Source organism: Sphingomonas flavida (assembly GCF_036663655.1).
Classification (GTDB): domain Bacteria; phylum Pseudomonadota; class Alphaproteobacteria; order Sphingomonadales; family Sphingomonadaceae; genus Sphingomonas.
Map to the genome: position 1 here is coordinate 18,022 of NZ_JAXOJH010000002.1, position 17,840 is coordinate 35,861.

At 66.7% G+C, this 17,840-nt stretch carries 15 protein-coding genes; 7 read left to right on the forward strand and 8 right to left on the reverse strand.

The window, feature by feature from the left end:
- Positions 1–20: 20 nt before the first annotated feature.
- From tilS to U1703_RS02240, 4 genes are all read left to right on the forward strand, one after another.
- On the forward strand, positions 21–1,013 hold the full coding sequence (tilS, locus tag U1703_RS02225; RefSeq protein WP_332784423.1) for a tRNA lysidine(34) synthetase TilS: 993 nt from the start codon (positions 21–23) through the stop codon (positions 1,011–1,013).
- A gap of 123 nt (positions 1,014–1,136) precedes the next feature.
- Positions 1,137–3,104: an ATP-dependent zinc metalloprotease FtsH gene (gene ftsH, locus U1703_RS02230; RefSeq protein WP_320451753.1), complete on the forward strand. Its 1,968-nt coding sequence runs from the start codon at positions 1,137–1,139 to the stop codon at positions 3,102–3,104.
- Positions 3,105–4,204: 1,100 nt separating this feature from the next.
- Positions 4,205–5,101, forward strand: a complete 897-nt coding sequence (locus U1703_RS02235; protein WP_332784424.1) for a dienelactone hydrolase family protein — start codon at positions 4,205–4,207, stop codon at positions 5,099–5,101.
- Positions 5,102–5,133: 32 nt separating this feature from the next.
- Positions 5,134–5,757: a glutathione S-transferase family protein gene (locus tag U1703_RS02240; protein ID WP_332784425.1), complete on the forward strand. Its 624-nt coding sequence runs from the start codon at positions 5,134–5,136 to the stop codon at positions 5,755–5,757.
- Positions 5,758–5,793: 36 nt separating this feature from the next.
- On the opposite strand, the gene U1703_RS02245 is transcribed toward U1703_RS02240, so the two are convergent.
- From U1703_RS02245 to pgi, 3 genes are all read right to left on the reverse strand, one after another.
- Positions 5,794–5,961 (reverse strand): hypothetical protein, encoded by a 168-nt coding sequence (locus tag U1703_RS02245; RefSeq protein WP_320451757.1) that lies wholly within the window; start codon positions 5,959–5,961, stop codon positions 5,794–5,796.
- Between the two features lie 165 nt (positions 5,962–6,126).
- The gene (gene gor, locus U1703_RS02250) at positions 6,127–7,476 is read right to left on the reverse strand and encodes a glutathione-disulfide reductase (protein ID WP_332784426.1); all 1,350 of its coding nucleotides are present in this window, start codon (positions 7,474–7,476) and stop codon (positions 6,127–6,129) included.
- Positions 7,477–7,705: 229 nt separating this feature from the next.
- Positions 7,706–9,199, reverse strand: a complete 1,494-nt coding sequence (gene pgi / locus U1703_RS02255) for a glucose-6-phosphate isomerase (RefSeq protein ID WP_332784708.1) — start codon at positions 9,197–9,199, stop codon at positions 7,706–7,708.
- A gap of 203 nt (positions 9,200–9,402) precedes the next feature.
- Here pgi and U1703_RS02260 point away from each other — a divergent pair, with 203 nt between their 5' ends.
- Entirely contained in the window at positions 9,403–10,275 is an 873-nt protein-coding gene (locus tag U1703_RS02260) for an energy transducer TonB (protein ID WP_332784427.1), read from the forward strand.
- 42 nt (positions 10,276–10,317) lie between these two features.
- On the opposite strand, the gene U1703_RS02265 is transcribed toward U1703_RS02260, so the two are convergent.
- Together U1703_RS02265 and sppA are read right to left on the reverse strand one after the other, a co-directional pair.
- On the reverse strand, positions 10,318–10,923 hold the full coding sequence (locus U1703_RS02265) for a GNAT family N-acetyltransferase (RefSeq protein ID WP_332784428.1): 606 nt from the start codon (positions 10,921–10,923) through the stop codon (positions 10,318–10,320).
- A 156-nt stretch (positions 10,924–11,079) separates the two neighbouring features.
- Positions 11,080–13,044 (reverse strand): signal peptide peptidase SppA, encoded by a 1,965-nt coding sequence (gene sppA, locus U1703_RS02270; RefSeq protein ID WP_332784429.1) that lies wholly within the window; start codon positions 13,042–13,044, stop codon positions 11,080–11,082.
- A 222-nt stretch (positions 13,045–13,266) separates the two neighbouring features.
- On the opposite strand from sppA, the gene groES reads away from it, so the two are divergent.
- Entirely contained in the window at positions 13,267–13,554 is a 288-nt protein-coding gene (gene groES, locus U1703_RS02275; protein WP_332784430.1) for a co-chaperone GroES, read from the forward strand.
- 58 nt (positions 13,555–13,612) lie between these two features.
- The gene (gene groL, locus U1703_RS02280; RefSeq protein ID WP_320451763.1) at positions 13,613–15,253 is read left to right on the forward strand and encodes a chaperonin GroEL; all 1,641 of its coding nucleotides are present in this window, start codon (positions 13,613–13,615) and stop codon (positions 15,251–15,253) included.
- Positions 15,254–15,826: 573 nt separating this feature from the next.
- On the opposite strand, the gene U1703_RS02285 is transcribed toward groL, so the two are convergent.
- Genes U1703_RS02285 through U1703_RS02295 form a run of 3 tightly spaced genes read right to left on the reverse strand, consistent with a single transcriptional unit; the run spans position 15,827 to position 17,831 of the window.
- The gene (locus U1703_RS02285; RefSeq protein ID WP_332784431.1) at positions 15,827–16,585 is read right to left on the reverse strand and encodes a DsbA family protein; all 759 of its coding nucleotides are present in this window, start codon (positions 16,583–16,585) and stop codon (positions 15,827–15,829) included.
- A gap of 29 nt (positions 16,586–16,614) precedes the next feature.
- The gene (locus U1703_RS02290) at positions 16,615–17,316 is read right to left on the reverse strand and encodes a DsbA family protein (RefSeq protein ID WP_332784709.1); all 702 of its coding nucleotides are present in this window, start codon (positions 17,314–17,316) and stop codon (positions 16,615–16,617) included.
- A complete protein-coding gene (locus U1703_RS02295) occupies positions 17,316–17,831 on the reverse strand; it encodes a DUF721 domain-containing protein (RefSeq protein ID WP_320451765.1) in 516 nt (171 codons plus the stop codon). The genes U1703_RS02290 and U1703_RS02295 overlap by 1 nt, the downstream gene beginning before the upstream one ends.
- Positions 17,832–17,840: the final 9 nt, after the last annotated feature.

Here is a 17,840-nt window from a genome sequence, read left to right on the forward strand (position 1 = left end):
TGACCAGTTTTGAGAGCATCATGGCCACCGATGCCACGGCCGACGATCAGATTGCGCGCTTTGCCGCCGATCTGACGCTTCTTTTCGATTACCGGGCCGATACGGCGCCCCTGTTGCTGGCGGTGTCCGGTGGGCCCGACAGCATGGCGATGCTGACGCTGGCCGTGTCCGCCTTGCCGGGGCGGATCGCAGTGGCGACGGTCGACCATGGCCTGCGTCCCGAGGCAGCCGACGAGGTGCGCATGGTGGCCGACCATTGCGCCGCGCTGGGCGTGCCACACCAGGGGCTTCACCCTGCGACGCCGATCGAGGGGGCGAGCCTCCAGTCGCAGGCGCGCGAGGCTCGCTACGCCCTTCTGGCCGCGCATGCCAGGGCGATCGGCGCGGCGGCGATCCTGACGGCGCATCATGCCGACGACCAGGCCGAGACGTTCCTGATGCGTGCGGCCCGGGGCGCGGGGCTGTCCGGCCTGTCGGGGGTGCGCGCCCGCACCGAGATTGCCGGGGCGGTGGTGCTGCGCCCGTTGCTCGACTGGCGCCGGGCCGAGCTGCGCCGGATCGTCCGCCGGGCCGAGGCACCGTTCGTCGACGATCCCGCCAATCACGATCCGCGCCACGACCGCACGCGCTTCCGCCAGTTGCTCGACGGGCATGAATGGCTGGGCGTCGCGCAACTGGCGCGCGCCGCGCAGCAACTGGCCGAGGCGGATACCGACCTTCGCGCGACGGTCGACTGGTTGTGGCACGAGCGTGTCCAGATCGACGAGGACAATGTCCGCATCCAGGCCGCCGACCTGCCGCGCGAGCTGGGGCGTCGGCTCGCCCGTCGCGCGATCGGCACCGTGCGCGCCGCCGCCGGGATCGAGGCCCCCGCCTGGAGCGAGGGCAGCAACATCGAAAAGCTGCTAGAAGCGCTCGGCCAGGGCAGCCGCGCCACCCATGCCGGGGTGATCGCCAGCGTTCGTTCCGGTGTCTGGCGCTTCCGCCCGGCCCCGCCGCGCAAGACGGGCTGACCCGGTCCTTCCCAGGCATGGCGCAGGGGGGATCCGATAAGACCCGATCACATTGATCGGTCTTGTTCCATTGCCATTAACCTCGTCATGCCTATCTTGGACGCTGAAAGGTATCCGGCACCTATGAACGACAACGACAAGCAGCAGAGCCCCGATCCCAATGGGGGCGGCAACCCCTGGATGAAGAGCCTGTTGATCTGGGTGGGCATCCTGATGGCGCTCGCCCTGTTCGTCAGCTTGTCGGGCGCGGGTTCGTCGGCGCAAACCGGCAACCAGATCGAATATTCGACCTTCCTGGACAAGGTCGACGAGGGAACGGTGAAGACCGCCGTGATCTCGCGCGATTCGATCACGGGCACGCTGTCGTCGGGCGAGAAGTTCAAGACCAGCCCGGTGCCCGATTCCCAGCTGATCCCGCGTCTGCGCCAGAAGGGCGTGACCTTTACGGCCAAGGCCGAGGAAGGTCCCTCGATCTGGATGCTGATGCTCTACAATTCGCTGCCGTTCGTGCTGTTCATCGGTATCGCCTTCTTCGTTTTGCGCCAGATGCAGAAGGGCGGCGGGGCCAGCGGCGCGATGGGTTTCGGCAAGAGCCGCGCGCGGATGCTGACCCAGAAGGAAGGCAAGGTTACCTTCGACGATGTGGCCGGCATCGACGAGGCACGCGAAGAGTTGCAGGAAATCGTCGAGTTCCTGAAGGACCCGTCGAAGTTTGCACGCCTCGGTGGCAAGATCCCGAAGGGTGCGCTGCTGGTCGGCTCGCCCGGCACCGGCAAGACGCTGCTCGCCCGTGCGATCGCGGGTGAGGCGGGTGTGCCCTTCTTCACCATTTCGGGTTCGGACTTTGTCGAGATGTTCGTCGGCGTCGGCGCGAGCCGCGTGCGTGACATGTTCGAGCAGGCCAAGAAGTCGGCGCCGTGCATCGTCTTCATCGACGAAATCGACGCGGTCGGCCGCCATCGCGGTGCGGGCCTGGGCAATGGCAATGACGAGCGCGAGCAGACGCTGAACCAGCTGCTGGTCGAGATGGATGGTTTCGAGGCCAATGAAGGCATCATCATCATCGCCGCGACCAACCGTCCCGACGTGCTCGACCCCGCGTTGCTGCGTCCCGGCCGCTTCGACCGGCAGGTCGTGGTGCCGCGCCCGGATATCGATGGCCGCGTGAAGATCCTCGAAGTCCATATGAAGAAGGTGCCGCTGGCCCCCGACGTCGACGCCCGCGTCATCGCGCGCGGCACGCCGGGCTTCTCGGGCGCGGATCTCGCCAACCTGGTCAACGAGGCGGCGCTGATGGCGGCGCGCAAGGGCAAGCGCCTGGTCGCCAGCGCCGAGTTCGAGGAAGCCAAGGACAAGGTCATGATGGGCGCGGAACGCCGCTCGATGGTCATGACCGACGACGAGAAGCGGATGACCGCCTATCACGAGGCGGGCCATGCGATCATCGCGCTGCACGAACCGGCGTCCGACCCGATCCACAAGGCGACGATCATCCCGCGCGGTCGCGCGCTGGGCATGGTGATGCGCCTGCCGGAACGCGACTCGTACAGCTATCACCGCGACAAGATGTACGCGAACCTGGCGGTCGCCATGGGCGGACGTGTCGCCGAGGAGATCATCTTCGGTTATGACAAGGTGTCGAGCGGGGCGAGCGGCGACATCCAATACGCCACGGGTCTGGCGCGCGACATGGTCACCAAATGGGGCATGTCGGACAAGGTCGGCCCGGTTGAATATGCCCAGCCGGAAGGCGAGAGCTTCCTGGGTTATTCGTCCAGCCAGCCGGTGCGCATGTCGAACCAGACCGCGCAGCTGATCGACGACGAGATCAAGTCGATCGTCGAAGGCGGCCTGCACCGTGCCAAGCACGTCCTGACCGAGCATGTCGACCAGCTCCACCTGCTGGCAGGCGCATTGCTCGAGTACGAGACGCTGTCGGGCGACGAGATCAAGAAGCTGATCGCGGGCGACGACATCGACCGGGAAGATCCCAAGACCAAGGCGGTTCCGATCGCCAAGGCGGGCACGTCGATCCCGAAGACCCGTCGTGGCAATGGCCCGTTCGGATCGCCGACTCCGCTGGGCGCCTGATCCTTAGGGGTTTGGATACGGAGGGCCGTCCCCGCGAGGGGGCGGCCCTTTCTGTTTTGTCAGGCCTCCGGCATTTGCTGGCGTTACGGACTTGACCAAGCGCGCGAACATTCCCCTCAACGTGACCAGGACGGCTACCGAACGGCGTTTCCGAACATCGCTTTTCGTGAACGAAGTGAGGCGGCCACTCCCCGATGCCTCCCTTGCTGCGAACTCCTGTCGCAATCCCCGGCGTCACACATGGCCGCTTCTCCCCGCATCGGGGTCATGTCGAGAGGTTCCGCCAACGAGGCGGGCTAAGCTCGTCAGAATTTGATCCACCTGATCCTAGAGCAAATCGACATTCATTTCATTCCTCCCCTGCAAGGGGAGATAGCAGGCCGAAGGCCTGACGGAGGGGGCGGCCTTGAGAGGTTGGTCAAACTTCGCGACCGGCGACACTCTTCCACCATGCTGCGCATGGTCCCCCTCCCCTTGCAGGGGAGGAATTTCGTGGAGAGGCCCGAATGTCGATCGACCCTGAATAGCGTCCTGCCACCCCGGCGAAGGCCGGGGTGGTGCTTCAGCAGACTCTCGATAGCGATCTCACCCGGCAGTCACGCCCGGCTGCCCTATCGAGGACAAGGCGTTCAGCTTCACCAAACGGCCGATAAATTCGTGCGCGAGGCGAGTGCGCCGTGCGGGGTTCTGGCCGGTATCGTGAAAGTCCTGAAAGCTCGGCGTCTCCGCCCAGATCGCGGCTTGCAGCCATCCGGGCGACTCCGATTGGTTCAGACGGCGTGCCAGCCCGCCCGCTGTTCGCCTCCACGATCAGCGTGGCGCGTGTCGTCAGATGGCTGCGCGGGTATTTGGCCCGTGGGAAGTGCACATGGCGGTCACCCGCTTGCCATCCGGGAAACGACATACGCCATCGACGTGACGTCGCCATGCAGCAGCGGGGAGGGGCGGCCTGCGCCCAACTCGAACATCATCATGGCGCGTGCCCCCTTCCGGTACAAGCGGGCCTATCCTATGCGCGCGCACCCACTTATGCTCCGGTCCAGGGTCGCCGAGCGACGGACCCGGCCACAGCCGGGCGGGCGGCCATGGAGGATGGCCGCATGACCCATGGTTCCGACACGGACACGCTGCACGATCGGGCGGTCCGCATCTATGACGCCTTTACCCATGAGCATCACGATCGCCGCACCCTGCTGCGCCAGATGACCGTGCTGGCCGGGTCGGCAGCGGCGGCCGAGACGCTGATCCTGGGATTGGCGGCCAGCCCGGCCGCGGCGGCGGTCACCGACCCGCATGATGCACGGCTGCGCATCGACCGGCGCGAGGGCATGGAGGGCGGGGCCCGCTCAGCAGCCTATGTCGCGGTGCCGAAGGGCGCGAAAAAGCGGCTCGGCACGGTGCTGGTCGTCCATGAGAATCGCGGGCTGACCCCGCATATCGAGGATGTGGCCCGCCGCCTGGCCCTGTCCGGGTTCCACGCCATCGCGCCCGACCTGCTGGCGCCGCAGGGCGGGACGCCGCCGGACGAGGACCGCGCCCGCACGATGATCGGCACGCTCGACTATGACCTGGCGCTGCGACAAGCGCGCGCGATGATGGCGCACGCCGCCACCGACAAGGCGGGGACGGGCAAGGTGGGCGCGGTCGGCTTTTGCTGGGGCGGAGCGTTCGTCAACCGGCTGGCGGTGGCGTCGGGCGCTGCACTGGCGGCGGGCGTCGCCTATTATGGCCCGGCACCCGACCCGGCCGAGGCGGCGAAGGTGCGCAGCCCGCTGATGCTGCATTATGCGGGCAAGGACGCGCGGGTGAACGCCACCGGCGAGCCCTGGGTCGCCGCGCTGAAAGCCGCCGGGCGGACGGTCGAGGCGTTTACCTATCCCGGCGTCGACCATGCCTTCAACAATGACAGCTCGGCCGCGCGCTACGACGCGGCCGCCGCCGCTTTGGCCTGGGAGCGGACTACGCGCTTCCTGCACCAATATCTCGACCGGGCCTGAGCCCGCACGTCTTCCTGCCGGAGATCGATCGCATGGCTACCGACCTGACGCTGTACACCAATCCCCAGTCGCGCGGACGTATCGCCCGCTGGATGCTGGAGGAGACCGGTGCCGCCTACGACACGGTCGTCCTGGATTATGGAACGACGATGGTCGCCGACGCATATCGTGCGATCAACCCGATGATGAAAGTCCCCGCCATCGTCCATCAGGGGCGGGTGGTGACTGAGACGGCGGCGATCTGCGCCTATCTTGCCGAGGCCTTTTCCGATGCCGAGCTGGCGCCAATGCCGGAGGAGCGGGCGGCCTATTACCGCTGGCTGTTCTTCGGCGCTGGCCCGCTGGAGGCGGCGGCGACCAATCGCGCGCTGGGGGTGACGGTCAGCGTCGAGCAGCAGCGTATGGCGGGCTATGGCGATTTCGATCGTGCGATCGGCGTGATCAGTGATGCGGTGGCGAACACCGCCTATATCGCGGGGGACCGGTTCACGGCGGCCGACGTCTATGTCGGATCGCAACTGATGTGGTTCACCCGGTTCGGGCTGGTGCCGAAGACCGACGCGATCATGGCCTATATCGGCCGGTTGCAGGACCGCCCGGCCCATTGTCGCGCCGCCGCCCTGGACGATGGCGCGCCCGGGAAAGACCCAGCCTGACGGGCGTCCGCCCGACGTGTCAGATACGTCCCCGGATCAGGCGGTCGGATGGCCGCCATTGCTGCGCTCCAGCGCCGCGCACAGCATATCGAGGCCAGCCGCGATATGGTTGCCCGCCAGCGGCATGTTCAGCTTGTCCGCCCCTTCCAACGCCGCGCGTGCGAAGGAGATCACCTGTTCGAATGTCACGGGCTGGTCGTTCATCGACGAATCCTAACTTACATTACGCTGTACTTGTTCACGTCGGATAGCTGCTGTCTAGCAAACAAGTCGTAAACCGCGATAATGTTTTTCGCGATATGAAATTTTGTTGCTGTCGATAAGCCCTGCCCCGCCTTGGGACGGTAAAGGCGGGGCAGGGCCGATCGATCAGCGCATCAGGACCAGTTCCTCGGCCATGGTCGGGTGCAGCGCTACGGTGGCATCGAACTGCGCCTTGGTCAGTCCGGCCTTCACCGCGACGGCGGCGGCTTGCAGGATTTCGGGCACGTCGGGGCCGATCATGTGCAGGCCCACGACCCGGCCGGTGTCGCCGTCGCACACCATCTTGTAGAGCGAACGCTCCTCGCGGCCCGCCAGGACGTTCTTCATCGGGCGGAAGTCCGACGTATAGACCTGGACCGAACCCAGCGTCTGGCGTGCCTGTGCCTCGGTCATGCCGACGCCCGCCATCGGCGGATGGCTGAAGACCGCCGCCGGGATGCAGTCGTAATCGACGCGGGTCGGCTTGCCCCCGAACACCGTGTCGGCAAAGGCCTGTCCCTCACGGATCGCGACGGGGGTCAGCTGGACCCGGTTGGTCACGTCACCCACCGCATAGATGCTGGGGCAGGTCGAGCGATTGTCCTCGTCCACCTTGATCGCGCCGTGATCGTCCAGCTCGACGCCCGCCGTCTCCAGCCCCAGGCCATGGGTGTTGGGCAGGCGGCCGGTCGCGAACATCACCATGTCGACGATCATCGGTTCGTGGTTGGACATCGACACCTTCAGGCAGCCATCGTCCATCTTCTCGATCCCCTCGAACGTCGCGTCGAAGCGGAACTCGATCCCCTTCATCATCGAGATCTGGAGCAGGCGGTCGCGGATCGTCAGGTCGTAGCCGCGCAGGATGTCCTTGCTGCGGTTGATCAGCGTGACGTGCGCGCCGAATTGGTGGAAGACACCGGCGAACTCGTTGGCGATATAGCCCGCGCCCGCGATCAGGACACGCTTGGGGATCGAATCGAGATGGAACGCCTCGTTCGAGGTGATGCCATGCTCGTGACCGGGGCAGGAGGGGACGGCGGGGTGTGCGCCGACCGCGATCAGGATCTTGTCGGCGGTCTTCTCGGTCCCATCGGCCAGGCGGACGCTGTGCGGGCCGGTGACGGTGGCGCGCTGGTCGATGATCTCGACATTGTGGCTCTCCAGCGTCTTCTTGTACGCGCCGTTCAGCCGGTCGACTTCCGACAGGACGTTGTCGCGCAACGTCTCCCAGGAAAATTCGCATTCGCTCGGCACCTGCCAGCCGAAGCGGCGGGCGTCCTTCAGATCCTCGGCGAAATGCGCGCCATAAACGAGCAGCTTCTTGGGCACGCAGCCACGAATGACGCAGGTGCCGCCGACCCGGTATTCCTCGGCCACCGCCACGCGCGCGCCATGCGCTGCGGCGACGCGCGATGCGCGCGTGCCGCCCGAGCCCGCCCCGATGACGAACAGGTCATAGTCATAGTCAGCCATGGGAACGGTATCTCCGGGGAATTGGGGCGACAGGCCCGCCTGAATGCACAACGGGGAACGCCGAGCCAAGTTCAGCGTCCCCCTGACAGTGATCGAAAACTCAAATTCCTCCCCTGTAAGGGGAGGGGGACCAGCGAAGCTGGTGGAGGGGTGTCGCCCTCTCGATGGCGGGACACCCCTCCGTCAGGCCTTCGGCCTACCACCTCCCCTGCCAGGGGAGGAATGACAGTTACTCGCCGAAGGCCCGCTTGATCAGGTCTTCGGTCGACGGGTCGAAGTCCTGTCCGCCCTGGTCGGCGGCCTTGGCCATTTCCTTGCCCAGCTCGACGCCGAACTGGTCGAAGCTGTTGATGCCCAGCAGCACGCCGTTCACGAACACGCGGTGCTCGTAAAAGGCGATCAGCGCGCCCAGCGTGCGCGGGTCGAGCGTGTCGAGCAGGATGGTCGAGGATGGACGATTGCCCGAATAGCTGCGCGCGGGGTCGTCGGTCTTCTTGCCCTTCATCAGCGCGGCACCCTGCGCGAAGGCATTGAGCAGCAGCTGGCGGTGGTGATCGTCGCTCAGGATGTCGCCCGGCTCGATCACCGCGATGAATTCGACCGGCACCAGGTGCGTGCCCTGGTGCAGAAGCTGGAACACCGCATGTTGCGCATCGGTGCCGACCCCACCCCAGGTGATGGCTGCGGTGGGACGGCCGACCGGCTGTCCGTCGACGGTCACGCCCTTGCCGTTCGACTCCATTTCCAGCTGCTGGAGATAGGAGGGCAGGAGGCGCAGCCGCTCGTCATAGGCGAACGGCGCACGCGTCTCGGCATGGCGGACCTGGGTGTAGTACAGGTCGGCAAAGGCGGCGAGCGCGGGGGCGTTCTGCGACAGGTCGGTCAGGCGGAAGTGGCGGTCCATCTCGGCCGCGCCCTCCAGCAGTTCTTCGAACGCGTCCCAGCCAAGGCCCAGCGCGGCGGGAAAGCCGATGGTCGACCACAGCGAGTAACGCCCACCGACCGACTCGGCGAAGGGCAGGATGCGGGTTTCGTCGATGCCCCATTCCACCGCCTTGTCCGGGCTGGCGGTCAGCGCGATGACGCGACCATAGGGGTCCTCCACGCCGTTCTCGGTCATCCATTGCAGCGCCGAGGTGGCGTTCAGCATCGTCTCGGTGGTGGTGAAGGTCTTGGAGGCGACGACCAGCAAAGTGGCGGCGGGGTCGAAGCGCTTGAACACCTCCTCCAGCGCGACGCCGTCGACATTGGACACGATCGCGACGTCATAACGGTCGCTGTCGCGGCCCAGTGCATCGACCAGCAGGTCGGGGCCCAGCGCCGAGCCGCCGATGCCGATGTGCAGGACATGGCGGATCGGCCCCAGCGCCTCGGCCTCGATCGCGTCGATCAGCGCGCGCATCCGGGCGTGGGACTGGCGCGCGGTGGCGACGCTCTCGGGATTGCCCTCTCCACGCTCGGCGGTGTGCTCGACCGCACGGCCCTCGGTGACGTTGACGACCTCGCCGCCGAACAGCGCGTCGCGCTTGGCGGCCAGCCCCTTGGCCTTGGCGAGGTCGGCGAAGGCGGCGACCGCTTCGGGCGTCAGATGGGTCTTGGACCAGTCGAAATGGATGCCCGCCACATCCAGGCTGAGCGAGGCCAGCCGGTTGGGATCATTCGCGAAAAGATCGAGAAGCGGGGTCTGCGGGAGCGATTCGATCGTCGACCAGTCGGCAGCCATGATGCCTGTTCCTTCCTTGCGCGTGCCCGGTGGGGCTTCGCTCATGGCGTTAGCCAAAGCGGGCGGGCAAAGCCAAGCCTTAGATTGGTATGGTGGGAATCGGGCGGGTCGCGTGGCGTTGAATTGCGTTTGCCTGATCCGCGACGGTCATGCCACCAATGGGTTCGGCGAAGGGAGAGTCGCCGAGTCGGGAGGAGGGAAGGATGCGCGTTCGGACGTTCGTGGCGAGCCTGGCAATGATGGCGGGTAATGTCGCACCGCAAGCGGCTATTGCGGCCGAGCCGCCGCCCGTTCTTGCCCCCTCGTCAAAATGGCAGGTCGATTATGCGCCGAACGAATGTCGCCTGATCCGCATCTTCGGAGAGGGCAAGGATCGCACCATCCTGCAACTCAGTCGCTATGATCCGGCCGACCGGCTGGAGATGCTGCTGGCGGGGCCGCATATTCCGGCGACGGACAAGCGGGTGCCGGTATCGGTCGCGACGTCCACCATGGCCGATGTGCCCGGCATCCAGGCCCAGGGATTCGCCAGCACGGGCCAGATCCCCGCGACGCTGCGCTTCCGACCGGACGACGACCTGCCCAAGGCGTTTCGCAGCGACGTCGCGGCAGGCAAGCCGACGATCATGCGGGTCAATTTCGTCAGGCGCTACGCGGCGCAGTTCGACCTGGGCCCGATGAAGGGTGCGCTGGCGGCGCTCGACCAATGTTCCGACGATCTCATCAAGTCCTGGGGACTCGATCCGGCGGCGCTGCGTCAGGCGACACGCGGTCCCCGGCCGGTCGGCAACATCGCCACCTGGTTCCGGCCGGAGGACTATCCCGCAGGCGCGGCGAATATCGGTATGGCCGGGGCCGTCATCATCCGGCTGCTGGTCGGCCCCGATGGCCGTATCCAGAATTGCGCGGTCACCAAGTCCGGCGGGGACAAGGTGTTTCAGGACGCCACATGCCAGGCGGCGACGAAGCGCGGCAGCTTCGAACCCGCGATCGGCGCGGATGGCAAGCCGATGGCTTCGGTCTGGGTGCAGCGGATCAACTGGGAGCCCGGCGCGCCGTTCTTCATCGTCCGCTGACGGCGGCCCGCCGGTCCGAACAGCGGTCGGGGCGTGGGCGGGTCAGCGATGCTTGCCCGCCACCGGATCGCGGACCACGCCGACATCGGCGAAACGCTTCGGCTCGGCGGGGTGGGGCTTGGGCTCGGCCAGTTCGCGCTGCCAGTAACCGACGTCGATCCAGCGGCCATGCTTGTGGCCGACCTCGCGAAAGACGCCCGCGCGGCGGAAGCCGACGGCTTCGTGCAGCTTGATCGAGCCGTCATTGGGCAGGGCGATCACGCCCATCGCCTGGGTGAAGCCCTGCGCGGTCAGCGTGTCGACCAGCGCCTCGTACAGCAGGCGACCAATGCCCGAGCGCTGCGATACGTCGGCAACGTAGATCGTCGTCTCGACCACCCAGCGATAGGCCTCGCGCTCGCGGAAGCGCGCGGCATAGGCATAGCCGATCACGGCTTCCTCCTGCGCCTCGCCATCGGCCCCGTCCTGACTGCGCAGTGTCGCCACGATCCAGGGATACAGCCCATCCGCGCCTTCCATCCGCAAACGCATCGTGTCGGAGTCGGGAGCCTGGGTCTCGAACGAGACGACGCCGGCCAGGACATGCGGGGCATAGATGGCCGCGATGGCGGCAGCGTCATCGGGGCGGGCGGCGCGGATGGCGATCATGCTGGAATGGAACTCCGAAAGGGATGGGCCTGCGTAGCGCGGGGATGCGCGGTTCGGGAAGGGCCAACTTTCTACGCCCATTTGCACGACACCCCTCCCTCCGTTCGCTCAGGCTGAACGGAGGGGAGGGAGTTCGGCCTCACTTCCTCGTGAAGGTTACAGGCCCAGTCGCGCGATCAGCAGGTCAAGCAAGCGTGCATCGCCCGCCTTCGCCATCGGACCCAGCCCGCCGCATTCCAGGCAACGCGCCTGGACCGAGCCGCCCTTGGCCAGCCGGGTCACGTCGCCCAGCGCGCGGGCGACGACGGCGCGGCGCTCGGCGGCGGCGATCGCGAAGACGTCGCCGCCCTGCTGGCCGTCATCGTCGCTCTCGAACCCTTCGGCCAGGAAGGCGGCGAAGCCCGGCTTCTTTTCCAGATATTCGGCATGGACCTTTGTCGGGTCCAGCTTGGCGCGGCGGGCGGCCTCGGCGATGGCGTCGGACAGGTTGCCGAAGCGGTCGACCAGGCCGATCTGGCGCGCGGTGCCGCCGTCCCACACACGACCCTGCGCGATGGTGTCGACCTTTTCGGGCGTCATGTGGCGCGACTGGGCGACGCGGGTCAGGAACTGGCGATAGCCGTTCTCGATCCCCGCCTGCAGGATGGTGTCGAGCATCGGCGTCGTCCCGCTCAGCACGTCGGGCTGGCCGGTCAGCGGCGTGGTCTTCACCCCGTCGGTGGTGATGCCGATCTTGGCCAGCGTGTTCTCGAAGGTCGGGATGATGCCGAAGATGCCGATCGAGCCGGTGATCGTGCCGGGTTCGGCGAAGATCATGTCGGCGGGCGTCGACACCCAGTAACCGCCCGAGGCCGCAAGGCCGCCCATCGACACGACGACGGGCAGCTTCTGGCGCTTGGCCTCCAGGATCGCCTGGCGGATCTGTTCGGACGCCAGCACCGAGCCGCCGGGCGAGGCGACGCGCACGACCAGCGCCTTCAGGTTCTTCTTGGCCAGCCCGTCGAGCAGCGCCTTCGACACGGTCTCGCCCGCGGCGGTGCCGGGGCCCGCCTCGCCATCGACGATGTCGCCCGCGATGGTCAATACGCCGATCGCATCGCCTGCGGTCGGCAGTGGGTTGGCCTTGACCCAGGCGGCATAGGAAATGGTGCGGAAGGAGCCGACGGGCTTGTTCGCCTCGGCACCGGCGATCTCGGCCACGCGCTTGCCGAAGGCCAGCTTGTCGCCCAGCTTGTCGACCAGGCCGGCCTTCAGATTGGCCTCGGCGATGTTGCCGTTCGCGGCCAGCACGGCGCGGTCGGGCTGGGTGAGGAAGGCGTCGATCTGCGCCTTGGGCCGCGCCTTGGCCACCGCCTCGCGCCACTGGGCGAACAGCGTGCCGTACAGCGCCTGTGCCGCCGCCCGCGCATCGGGGCTCTGGTCGGCGCGGATATAGGGCTCGACGAACGACTTGAACTTGCCGACGCGGTAGACATGGGTGGTGACGCCCAGCTTGTCGATCAGCCCCTTGTAATAGAGCTGGTTGCCGCCTGGCCCGGTGAACAGCGTGCCGCCCAGCGGATTGACCCAGATCTCGCTGGCGTTGGCGGCCAGCCGATAGGCACCGTCGGTATAGGCGGTGGCATAGGCCAGCACCGGCTTGCCGCCCTTGCGGAAGCGCGTCATCGCCTCGCCGATTTCCTGCAACGAGGCCGGATAGGCGCCGCCGAAGGAGTCGAGGTCGAGGACCAGCACCTTGACGCGGGCATCGTCGCGCGCGGTGTCGATCGCGCGCACCACGTCGCGCAGGCGATACTGGCGCGGCGTGTCGCCGCCGCTCGTCAACATGGCCAGCGGGGCGATCGCCTCGGGCTGTTCGACGATCGGACCGTCCAGTTTCAGGAGCAGCGCGCCGTCGGTGATCGCCTTGCTGCCCGGCCGCGCATTGAGCGCCGCGAAGATCAGCCCGAAGAACAGCAGCATCGCGACCAGGACCAGCAGGTCCTTGATGCCCACCAGCAGCCGCCATGCGCCGCGCACCAGCCGCCAGCCGCTGCGCTTGCCGGGCCTGCGCCCCGGTCGGCTGAAATCCTGGTCGAGCGGGGAGGCGGGCGGAAGAGCGTCTGCGCGAGCGTCGGTCATGTCCCATCGCTACCCCAGCCGCGAGGACTGGGCAATGGCCCGTATTAGGCAGCCAATACGCGGCATAAACGGGGATTTTGTTCCCGGATCGGGCGTGCGGCGCCAAATTTTTTAATGCCGGGTCGTTGACGCCCAGTGGCGCCGTTCACATATCCGGGGTGTTGGCACTCGCATGGCTCGAGTGCCAGAAAAGTGTAACATGCCAGATAAAGGGACATGGCAATGAACTTTCGTCCGTTGCACGACCGCGTTCTCGTCCGTCGCGTCGAGGCCGAGGAAAAGACGGCCGGTGGGATCATCATCCCGGACACCGCCAAGGAAAAGCCCCAGGAGGGCGAGGTCGTCGCCGCCGGTTCGGGCGCGAAGGCCGAAGACGGCAAGGTCACCCCGCTGGACGTGAAGGCGGGCGACCGCATCCTGTTCGGCAAGTGGTCCGGCACCGAGGTCAAGGTGAACGGTGAAGACCTGCTCATCATGAAGGAAACGGACATCCTCGGCATCATCGGCTGAGCGACCGGTCCTTCTTTTTCCGTTTTTCTGACAATTTCAGATTGAAAGGGTAGCCATCATGGCAGCCAAGGAAGTCAAGTTTTCGCGCGACGCGCGTGAGCGCATCATGAAGGGCGTCGACATCCTCGCCGATGCCGTCAAGGTCACGCTGGGCCCCAAGGGCCGCAACGTCGTGATCGACAAGTCGTTCGGTGCGCCCCGCATCACCAAGGACGGCGTTTCGGTCGCCAAGGAAATCGAACTCAAGGACAAGTTCGAGAACATGGGCGCCCAGATGGTGCGCGAAGTGGCGTCGAAGACCAACGACATCGCCGGTGACGGCACCACCACCGCGACCGTCCTGGCCCAGGCGATCGTCCGCGAGGGCATGAAGTCGGTCGCGGCCGGCATGAACCCGATGGACCTGAAGCGCGGCATCGACATCGCCGTCGCCAAGGTGACCGAGGACATCAAGGCCCGCTCGAAGCCCGTGTCGGGTTCGTCGGAAGTGGCGCAGGTCGGCATCATCTCGGCCAATGGCGACCGTGAAGTCGGCGAGAAGATCGCCGAAGCCATGGAAAAGGTCGGCAAGGAAGGCGTGATCACCGTCGAGGAAGCGAAGGGTCTCGATTTCGAGCTCGACGTCGTCGAGGGCATGCAGTTCGATCGCGGCTATCTGTCGCCCTACTTCATCACCAACCCGGAGAAGATGACGGTCGAACTCAACGACCCGTACATCCTGATCCACGAGAAGAAGCTGTCGAACCTGCAGGCGATGCTCCCGATCCTGGAAGCCGTCGTCCAGTCGGGCCGTCCGCTCCTGATCATCGCCGAGGACATCGAGGGCGAGGCTCTGGCTACGCTCGTCGTCAACAAGCTGCGCGGTGGCCTGAAGGTCGCAGCGGTCAAGGCACCGGGCTTCGGCGATCGTCGCAAGGCGATGCTGGAAGACATCGCCATCCTGACCGCGGGCGAGCTGATCTCGGAAGACCTGGGCATCAAGCTCGAGACCGTCACCGTCGGCATGCTGGGCACCGCCAAGCGCGTCACGATCGACAAGGACAACACCATCATCGTCGATGGTGCGGGTGATGCCGACGCGATCAAGGGCCGCACCGAGGCGATCCGTGCGCAGATCGAGAACACCACCAGCGACTATGACCGCGAGAAGCTCCAGGAGCGTCTGGCCAAGCTCGCTGGCGGCGTGGCCGTCATCAAGGTCGGCGGTGCGACCGAGGTCGAGGTCAAGGAGCGCAAGGACCGCGTCGACGACGCGCTGCACGCGACCCGCGCGGCCGTCGAAGAGGGCATCGTCCCCGGTGGTGGTACGGCGCTGCTGTACGCGACCAAGGCGCTCGACGGCGTCAAGGGCATCAACGACGACCAGACCCGTGGTATCGACATCGTCCGCAAGTCGCTGACCGCGCTGGTTCGCCAGATCGCTCAGAACGCCGGTCATGACGGCGCCGTCGTGTCGGGCAAGCTGCTCGACCAGGACGACACCTCGTTCGGCTTCAACGCGTCGACCGACACCTATGAGAACCTGGTCGCCGCCGGCGTGATCGACCCGACCAAGGTCGTGCGCACCGCGCTCCAGAACGCGGCGTCGGTCGCGGGCCTGCTGATCACCACGGAAGCCACCGTGGCCGAGCTGCCCGACGACAAGCCCGCCATGCCCGCCGGTGGCGGCATGGGCGGCATGGGCGGCATGGACTTCTAAGTCGGATATCGGCGACCGGCGGGGGGCGACCTCTGCCGGGAACCGGTCCGGCCTGTCCTTGCGGCACAGCCAAAGAAGAAGGGCCTGGGGAGCGATCCCCGGGCCCTTTTTGTGTTTCTGGTGATGGCGCGAGGAACGGCGATGACGGGAGGTAGCATTCAAGCGGTTTTGTTCCCCGGCGTTCGCCAGGGAACAGGAGGGGGCGTAGAACGAGACGACGGCGCCCGCGCCTGACACGTTGGGGTTGCCGTTCAGGGATCGTCTGCGCGACTCGCCATGAACGAGGGGGGCGTACTTCACTTTCGCTCGGGGCAAACGGCGTAGGAGCGCTTAATTGATGTCCGTTCCCCGGCGAAGGCCGGGGCCCAGTTTCGGTGCTGTTAGAGGGAGCATTGGACAAAGCGCGGGAGGCTCTTACCCGCTTTCGCTATGGCCTCCCATGCATCGCCCCGCGCGCCATCTAAAGTGCGGCAACTGGGCCCCGGCCTTCGCCGGGGAACAGGGGCGGCATAGAAAAAGGCGGCCGGACCTTCGCCCGACCGCCTCTCACGTAACCCAAAACCCTCGCGCCTTTTATGCGCCCGCGTTCTTCAGCGCCGCCTGGACGTCGCTCCAGCTGATCGCGCCCTTCAGCGGCTTGCCGTTCAGGATGAAGGTCGGCGTGCCGGTCACCGTGCCGTCCGCGCCGCGATCCTGGGTCTGCTTGGTCAGGCGGTCGATCTCCAGCATGTTGCCCAGGCACTCGCGCGCCTTGGCTTCGGGCAGGCCGCGCTGCTTGACGAAGTTGATCAGGTCCATCTGCTCGGCCATCGCCTTGATCGCATCGACCGGCTTGGCGTTCTGCAGCTGCTGCTGCATCGCGGGCGGCATCGCCTGGAGCTTGTCGTTGAAGCCCTGCTGCGACTGGTACATCTGCTCCAGCAGCGGGAAGAAGGTCTGTTCGCCAGCGCAGATGCCCAGCAGCGCGGGCGGCAGGTCCGGCGCGCCGTGGATCAGGAATTCGCGGAATTCCCAGCTGACCTTACCGGTCTTCACATAATTGTTGACCAGCGGCTCATATCCTTCGCGCGCGAAGGCGCCGCAGGCCGGGCACAGGCGCGAGCCATATTCGACCAGCTTGATGGGGGCATTGGGGTTGCCCATCACATAGCCCTCGGCCGTCTTGCTGACGACCTGGGTCCAGTCCTTGCCCGCAGGGGCGGCGACCGCGGCCACCGGCGCGGCGGCGGGGCCGGTGCTGTTGGCATCGCCATTGCCGTTGCCGCTACCGCAGGCGGCCAGCGCGAGCGGGGCGGACAGCGACAGGGCGAGGAGGAGAAGACGAGACGTCATCGACATATGCTCCGAGGAAAAAACGGGAATTAGCGCGAACCGGCCGCGCGCAACAGCGGCAACAGGCGATCCCAGCCGAAGACGCCCAGCGCCTGCTTGCCATTGATGAAGAAGCCCGGCGTGCCCTCGAACGATTCGGGTGCCGAACTGGTCATCGCGACGATCCGGTCGGTGGCGGCGCGGTCCGACAGGCAGGCGGCGATCTGTGCATCGCTCAGCCCCGCGCCCTTGCCGATCGCGGTCAGCCCGGCACCGTCGGCGATCGCGCGCATCTGCGCGGCCTGGGGATACATGCCGATCCGCTGGCCATTGGCCTGTTCGAAATCGAAAGCGCGCTGGCTCCAGTTCTTCTGCTGGGCGAACAGCGTCTCGGTCAGCCCGACGAACTTGCCCGCACCGCCACAGCGCGCGATCAGGGCGGCGGCCAGGTCGATACGGTTGAGCAGGTAATGGCGGATCTCGACGCTGGTCGAGCCCGAGCGTACGAACCGCCCTTTCAGCACCGGCGTCGCAGCGGCAACGAAGGCGGCGCAGTGCGGGCAGGTATAGCTGACATATTCGACCAGCTTCACCGGCGCATTGGGATTGCCGATGACATAGGCCCCGGCGGGCGTCTGGGTGATGTGGGTCGTCCAGTCGACCTTGGCCCGCGCCTGCGCGGCGTCGGCGGGCGACAGGGCGAAGGGGGTCAGCGAGAGGCCGAGCGCGGCCAGCGACAGGAAAAGACGCATCACGATACCTTGGGAAGGCCACGCGTCGCAGCGACACCCGCGGCAAGCGATTCGAGAACGGCGCGAAGCTCCGGGTCCGCGATCTGGCGCAAGCCGTCGCCCATTTCGGGGGGCACGGGCTGCGGCTTGGGCGGGGCGGGGCGGCGGGGTGCGGCCATGGGCAGTTCGCCCTGCCGGATCTGCAACCGCGCGACCGCCGGATAGCCGAAGAAGCGGTTCACCCGCTCGATGATCTCGGGCGCGATATGCTGCATCATCGGTGCATGGGCGCCGCGCACCACCAGGGTCAGCACGCCGTTCTGTTTCTCGCCCTGCGGAAAGCGGATCGACTCGGGCGCGCTGGCGGTCGACAGGCGCGGGCCGACGATATCGGGCCAGCGGCTGACGATCGCGCTCTGGACGAAACCAAAGCGGCGAAAGGCCGCGCCGCCGATCGCGGGCAGCAGTTCGGACACCGCGCGGGGGCGGTTGGAACGGGGGGGCGGCTCCTGGGGGGCGCGGACGCGCTTGCTCATATCGGGCTC

What these genes read in the sequence shown, in the direction of transcription:
- tilS (WP_332784423.1), top strand. Translation starts at nt 21, where the DNA reads ATGGCCACCGATGCCACGGCCGACGATCAGATTGCGCGCTTTGCCGCC.
- ftsH (WP_320451753.1), top strand. Translation starts at nt 1,137, where the DNA reads ATGAACGACAACGACAAGCAGCAGAGCCCCGATCCCAATGGGGGCGGC.
- U1703_RS02235 (WP_332784424.1), top strand. Translation starts at nt 4,205, where the DNA reads ATGACCCATGGTTCCGACACGGACACGCTGCACGATCGGGCGGTCCGC.
- U1703_RS02240 (WP_332784425.1), top strand. Translation starts at nt 5,134, where the DNA reads ATGGCTACCGACCTGACGCTGTACACCAATCCCCAGTCGCGCGGACGT.
- U1703_RS02245 (WP_320451757.1), bottom strand. Translation starts at nt 5,961, where the DNA reads ATGAACGACCAGCCCGTGACATTCGAACAGGTGATCTCCTTCGCACGC.
- gor (WP_332784426.1), bottom strand. Translation starts at nt 7,476, where the DNA reads ATGGCTGACTATGACTATGACCTGTTCGTCATCGGGGCGGGCTCGGGC.
- pgi (WP_332784708.1), bottom strand. Translation starts at nt 9,199, where the DNA reads ATGGCTGCCGACTGGTCGACGATCGAATCGCTCCCGCAGACCCCGCTT.
- U1703_RS02260 (WP_332784427.1), top strand. Translation starts at nt 9,403, where the DNA reads ATGCGCGTTCGGACGTTCGTGGCGAGCCTGGCAATGATGGCGGGTAAT.
- U1703_RS02265 (WP_332784428.1), bottom strand. Translation starts at nt 10,923, where the DNA reads ATGATCGCCATCCGCGCCGCCCGCCCCGATGACGCTGCCGCCATCGCG.
- sppA (WP_332784429.1), bottom strand. Translation starts at nt 13,044, where the DNA reads ATGACCGACGCTCGCGCAGACGCTCTTCCGCCCGCCTCCCCGCTCGAC.
- groES (WP_332784430.1), top strand. Translation starts at nt 13,267, where the DNA reads ATGAACTTTCGTCCGTTGCACGACCGCGTTCTCGTCCGTCGCGTCGAG.
- groL (WP_320451763.1), top strand. Translation starts at nt 13,613, where the DNA reads ATGGCAGCCAAGGAAGTCAAGTTTTCGCGCGACGCGCGTGAGCGCATC.
- U1703_RS02285 (WP_332784431.1), bottom strand. Translation starts at nt 16,585, where the DNA reads ATGACGTCTCGTCTTCTCCTCCTCGCCCTGTCGCTGTCCGCCCCGCTC.
- U1703_RS02290 (WP_332784709.1), bottom strand. Translation starts at nt 17,316, where the DNA reads ATGCGTCTTTTCCTGTCGCTGGCCGCGCTCGGCCTCTCGCTGACCCCC.
- U1703_RS02295 (WP_320451765.1), bottom strand. Translation starts at nt 17,831, where the DNA reads ATGAGCAAGCGCGTCCGCGCCCCCCAGGAGCCGCCCCCCCGTTCCAAC.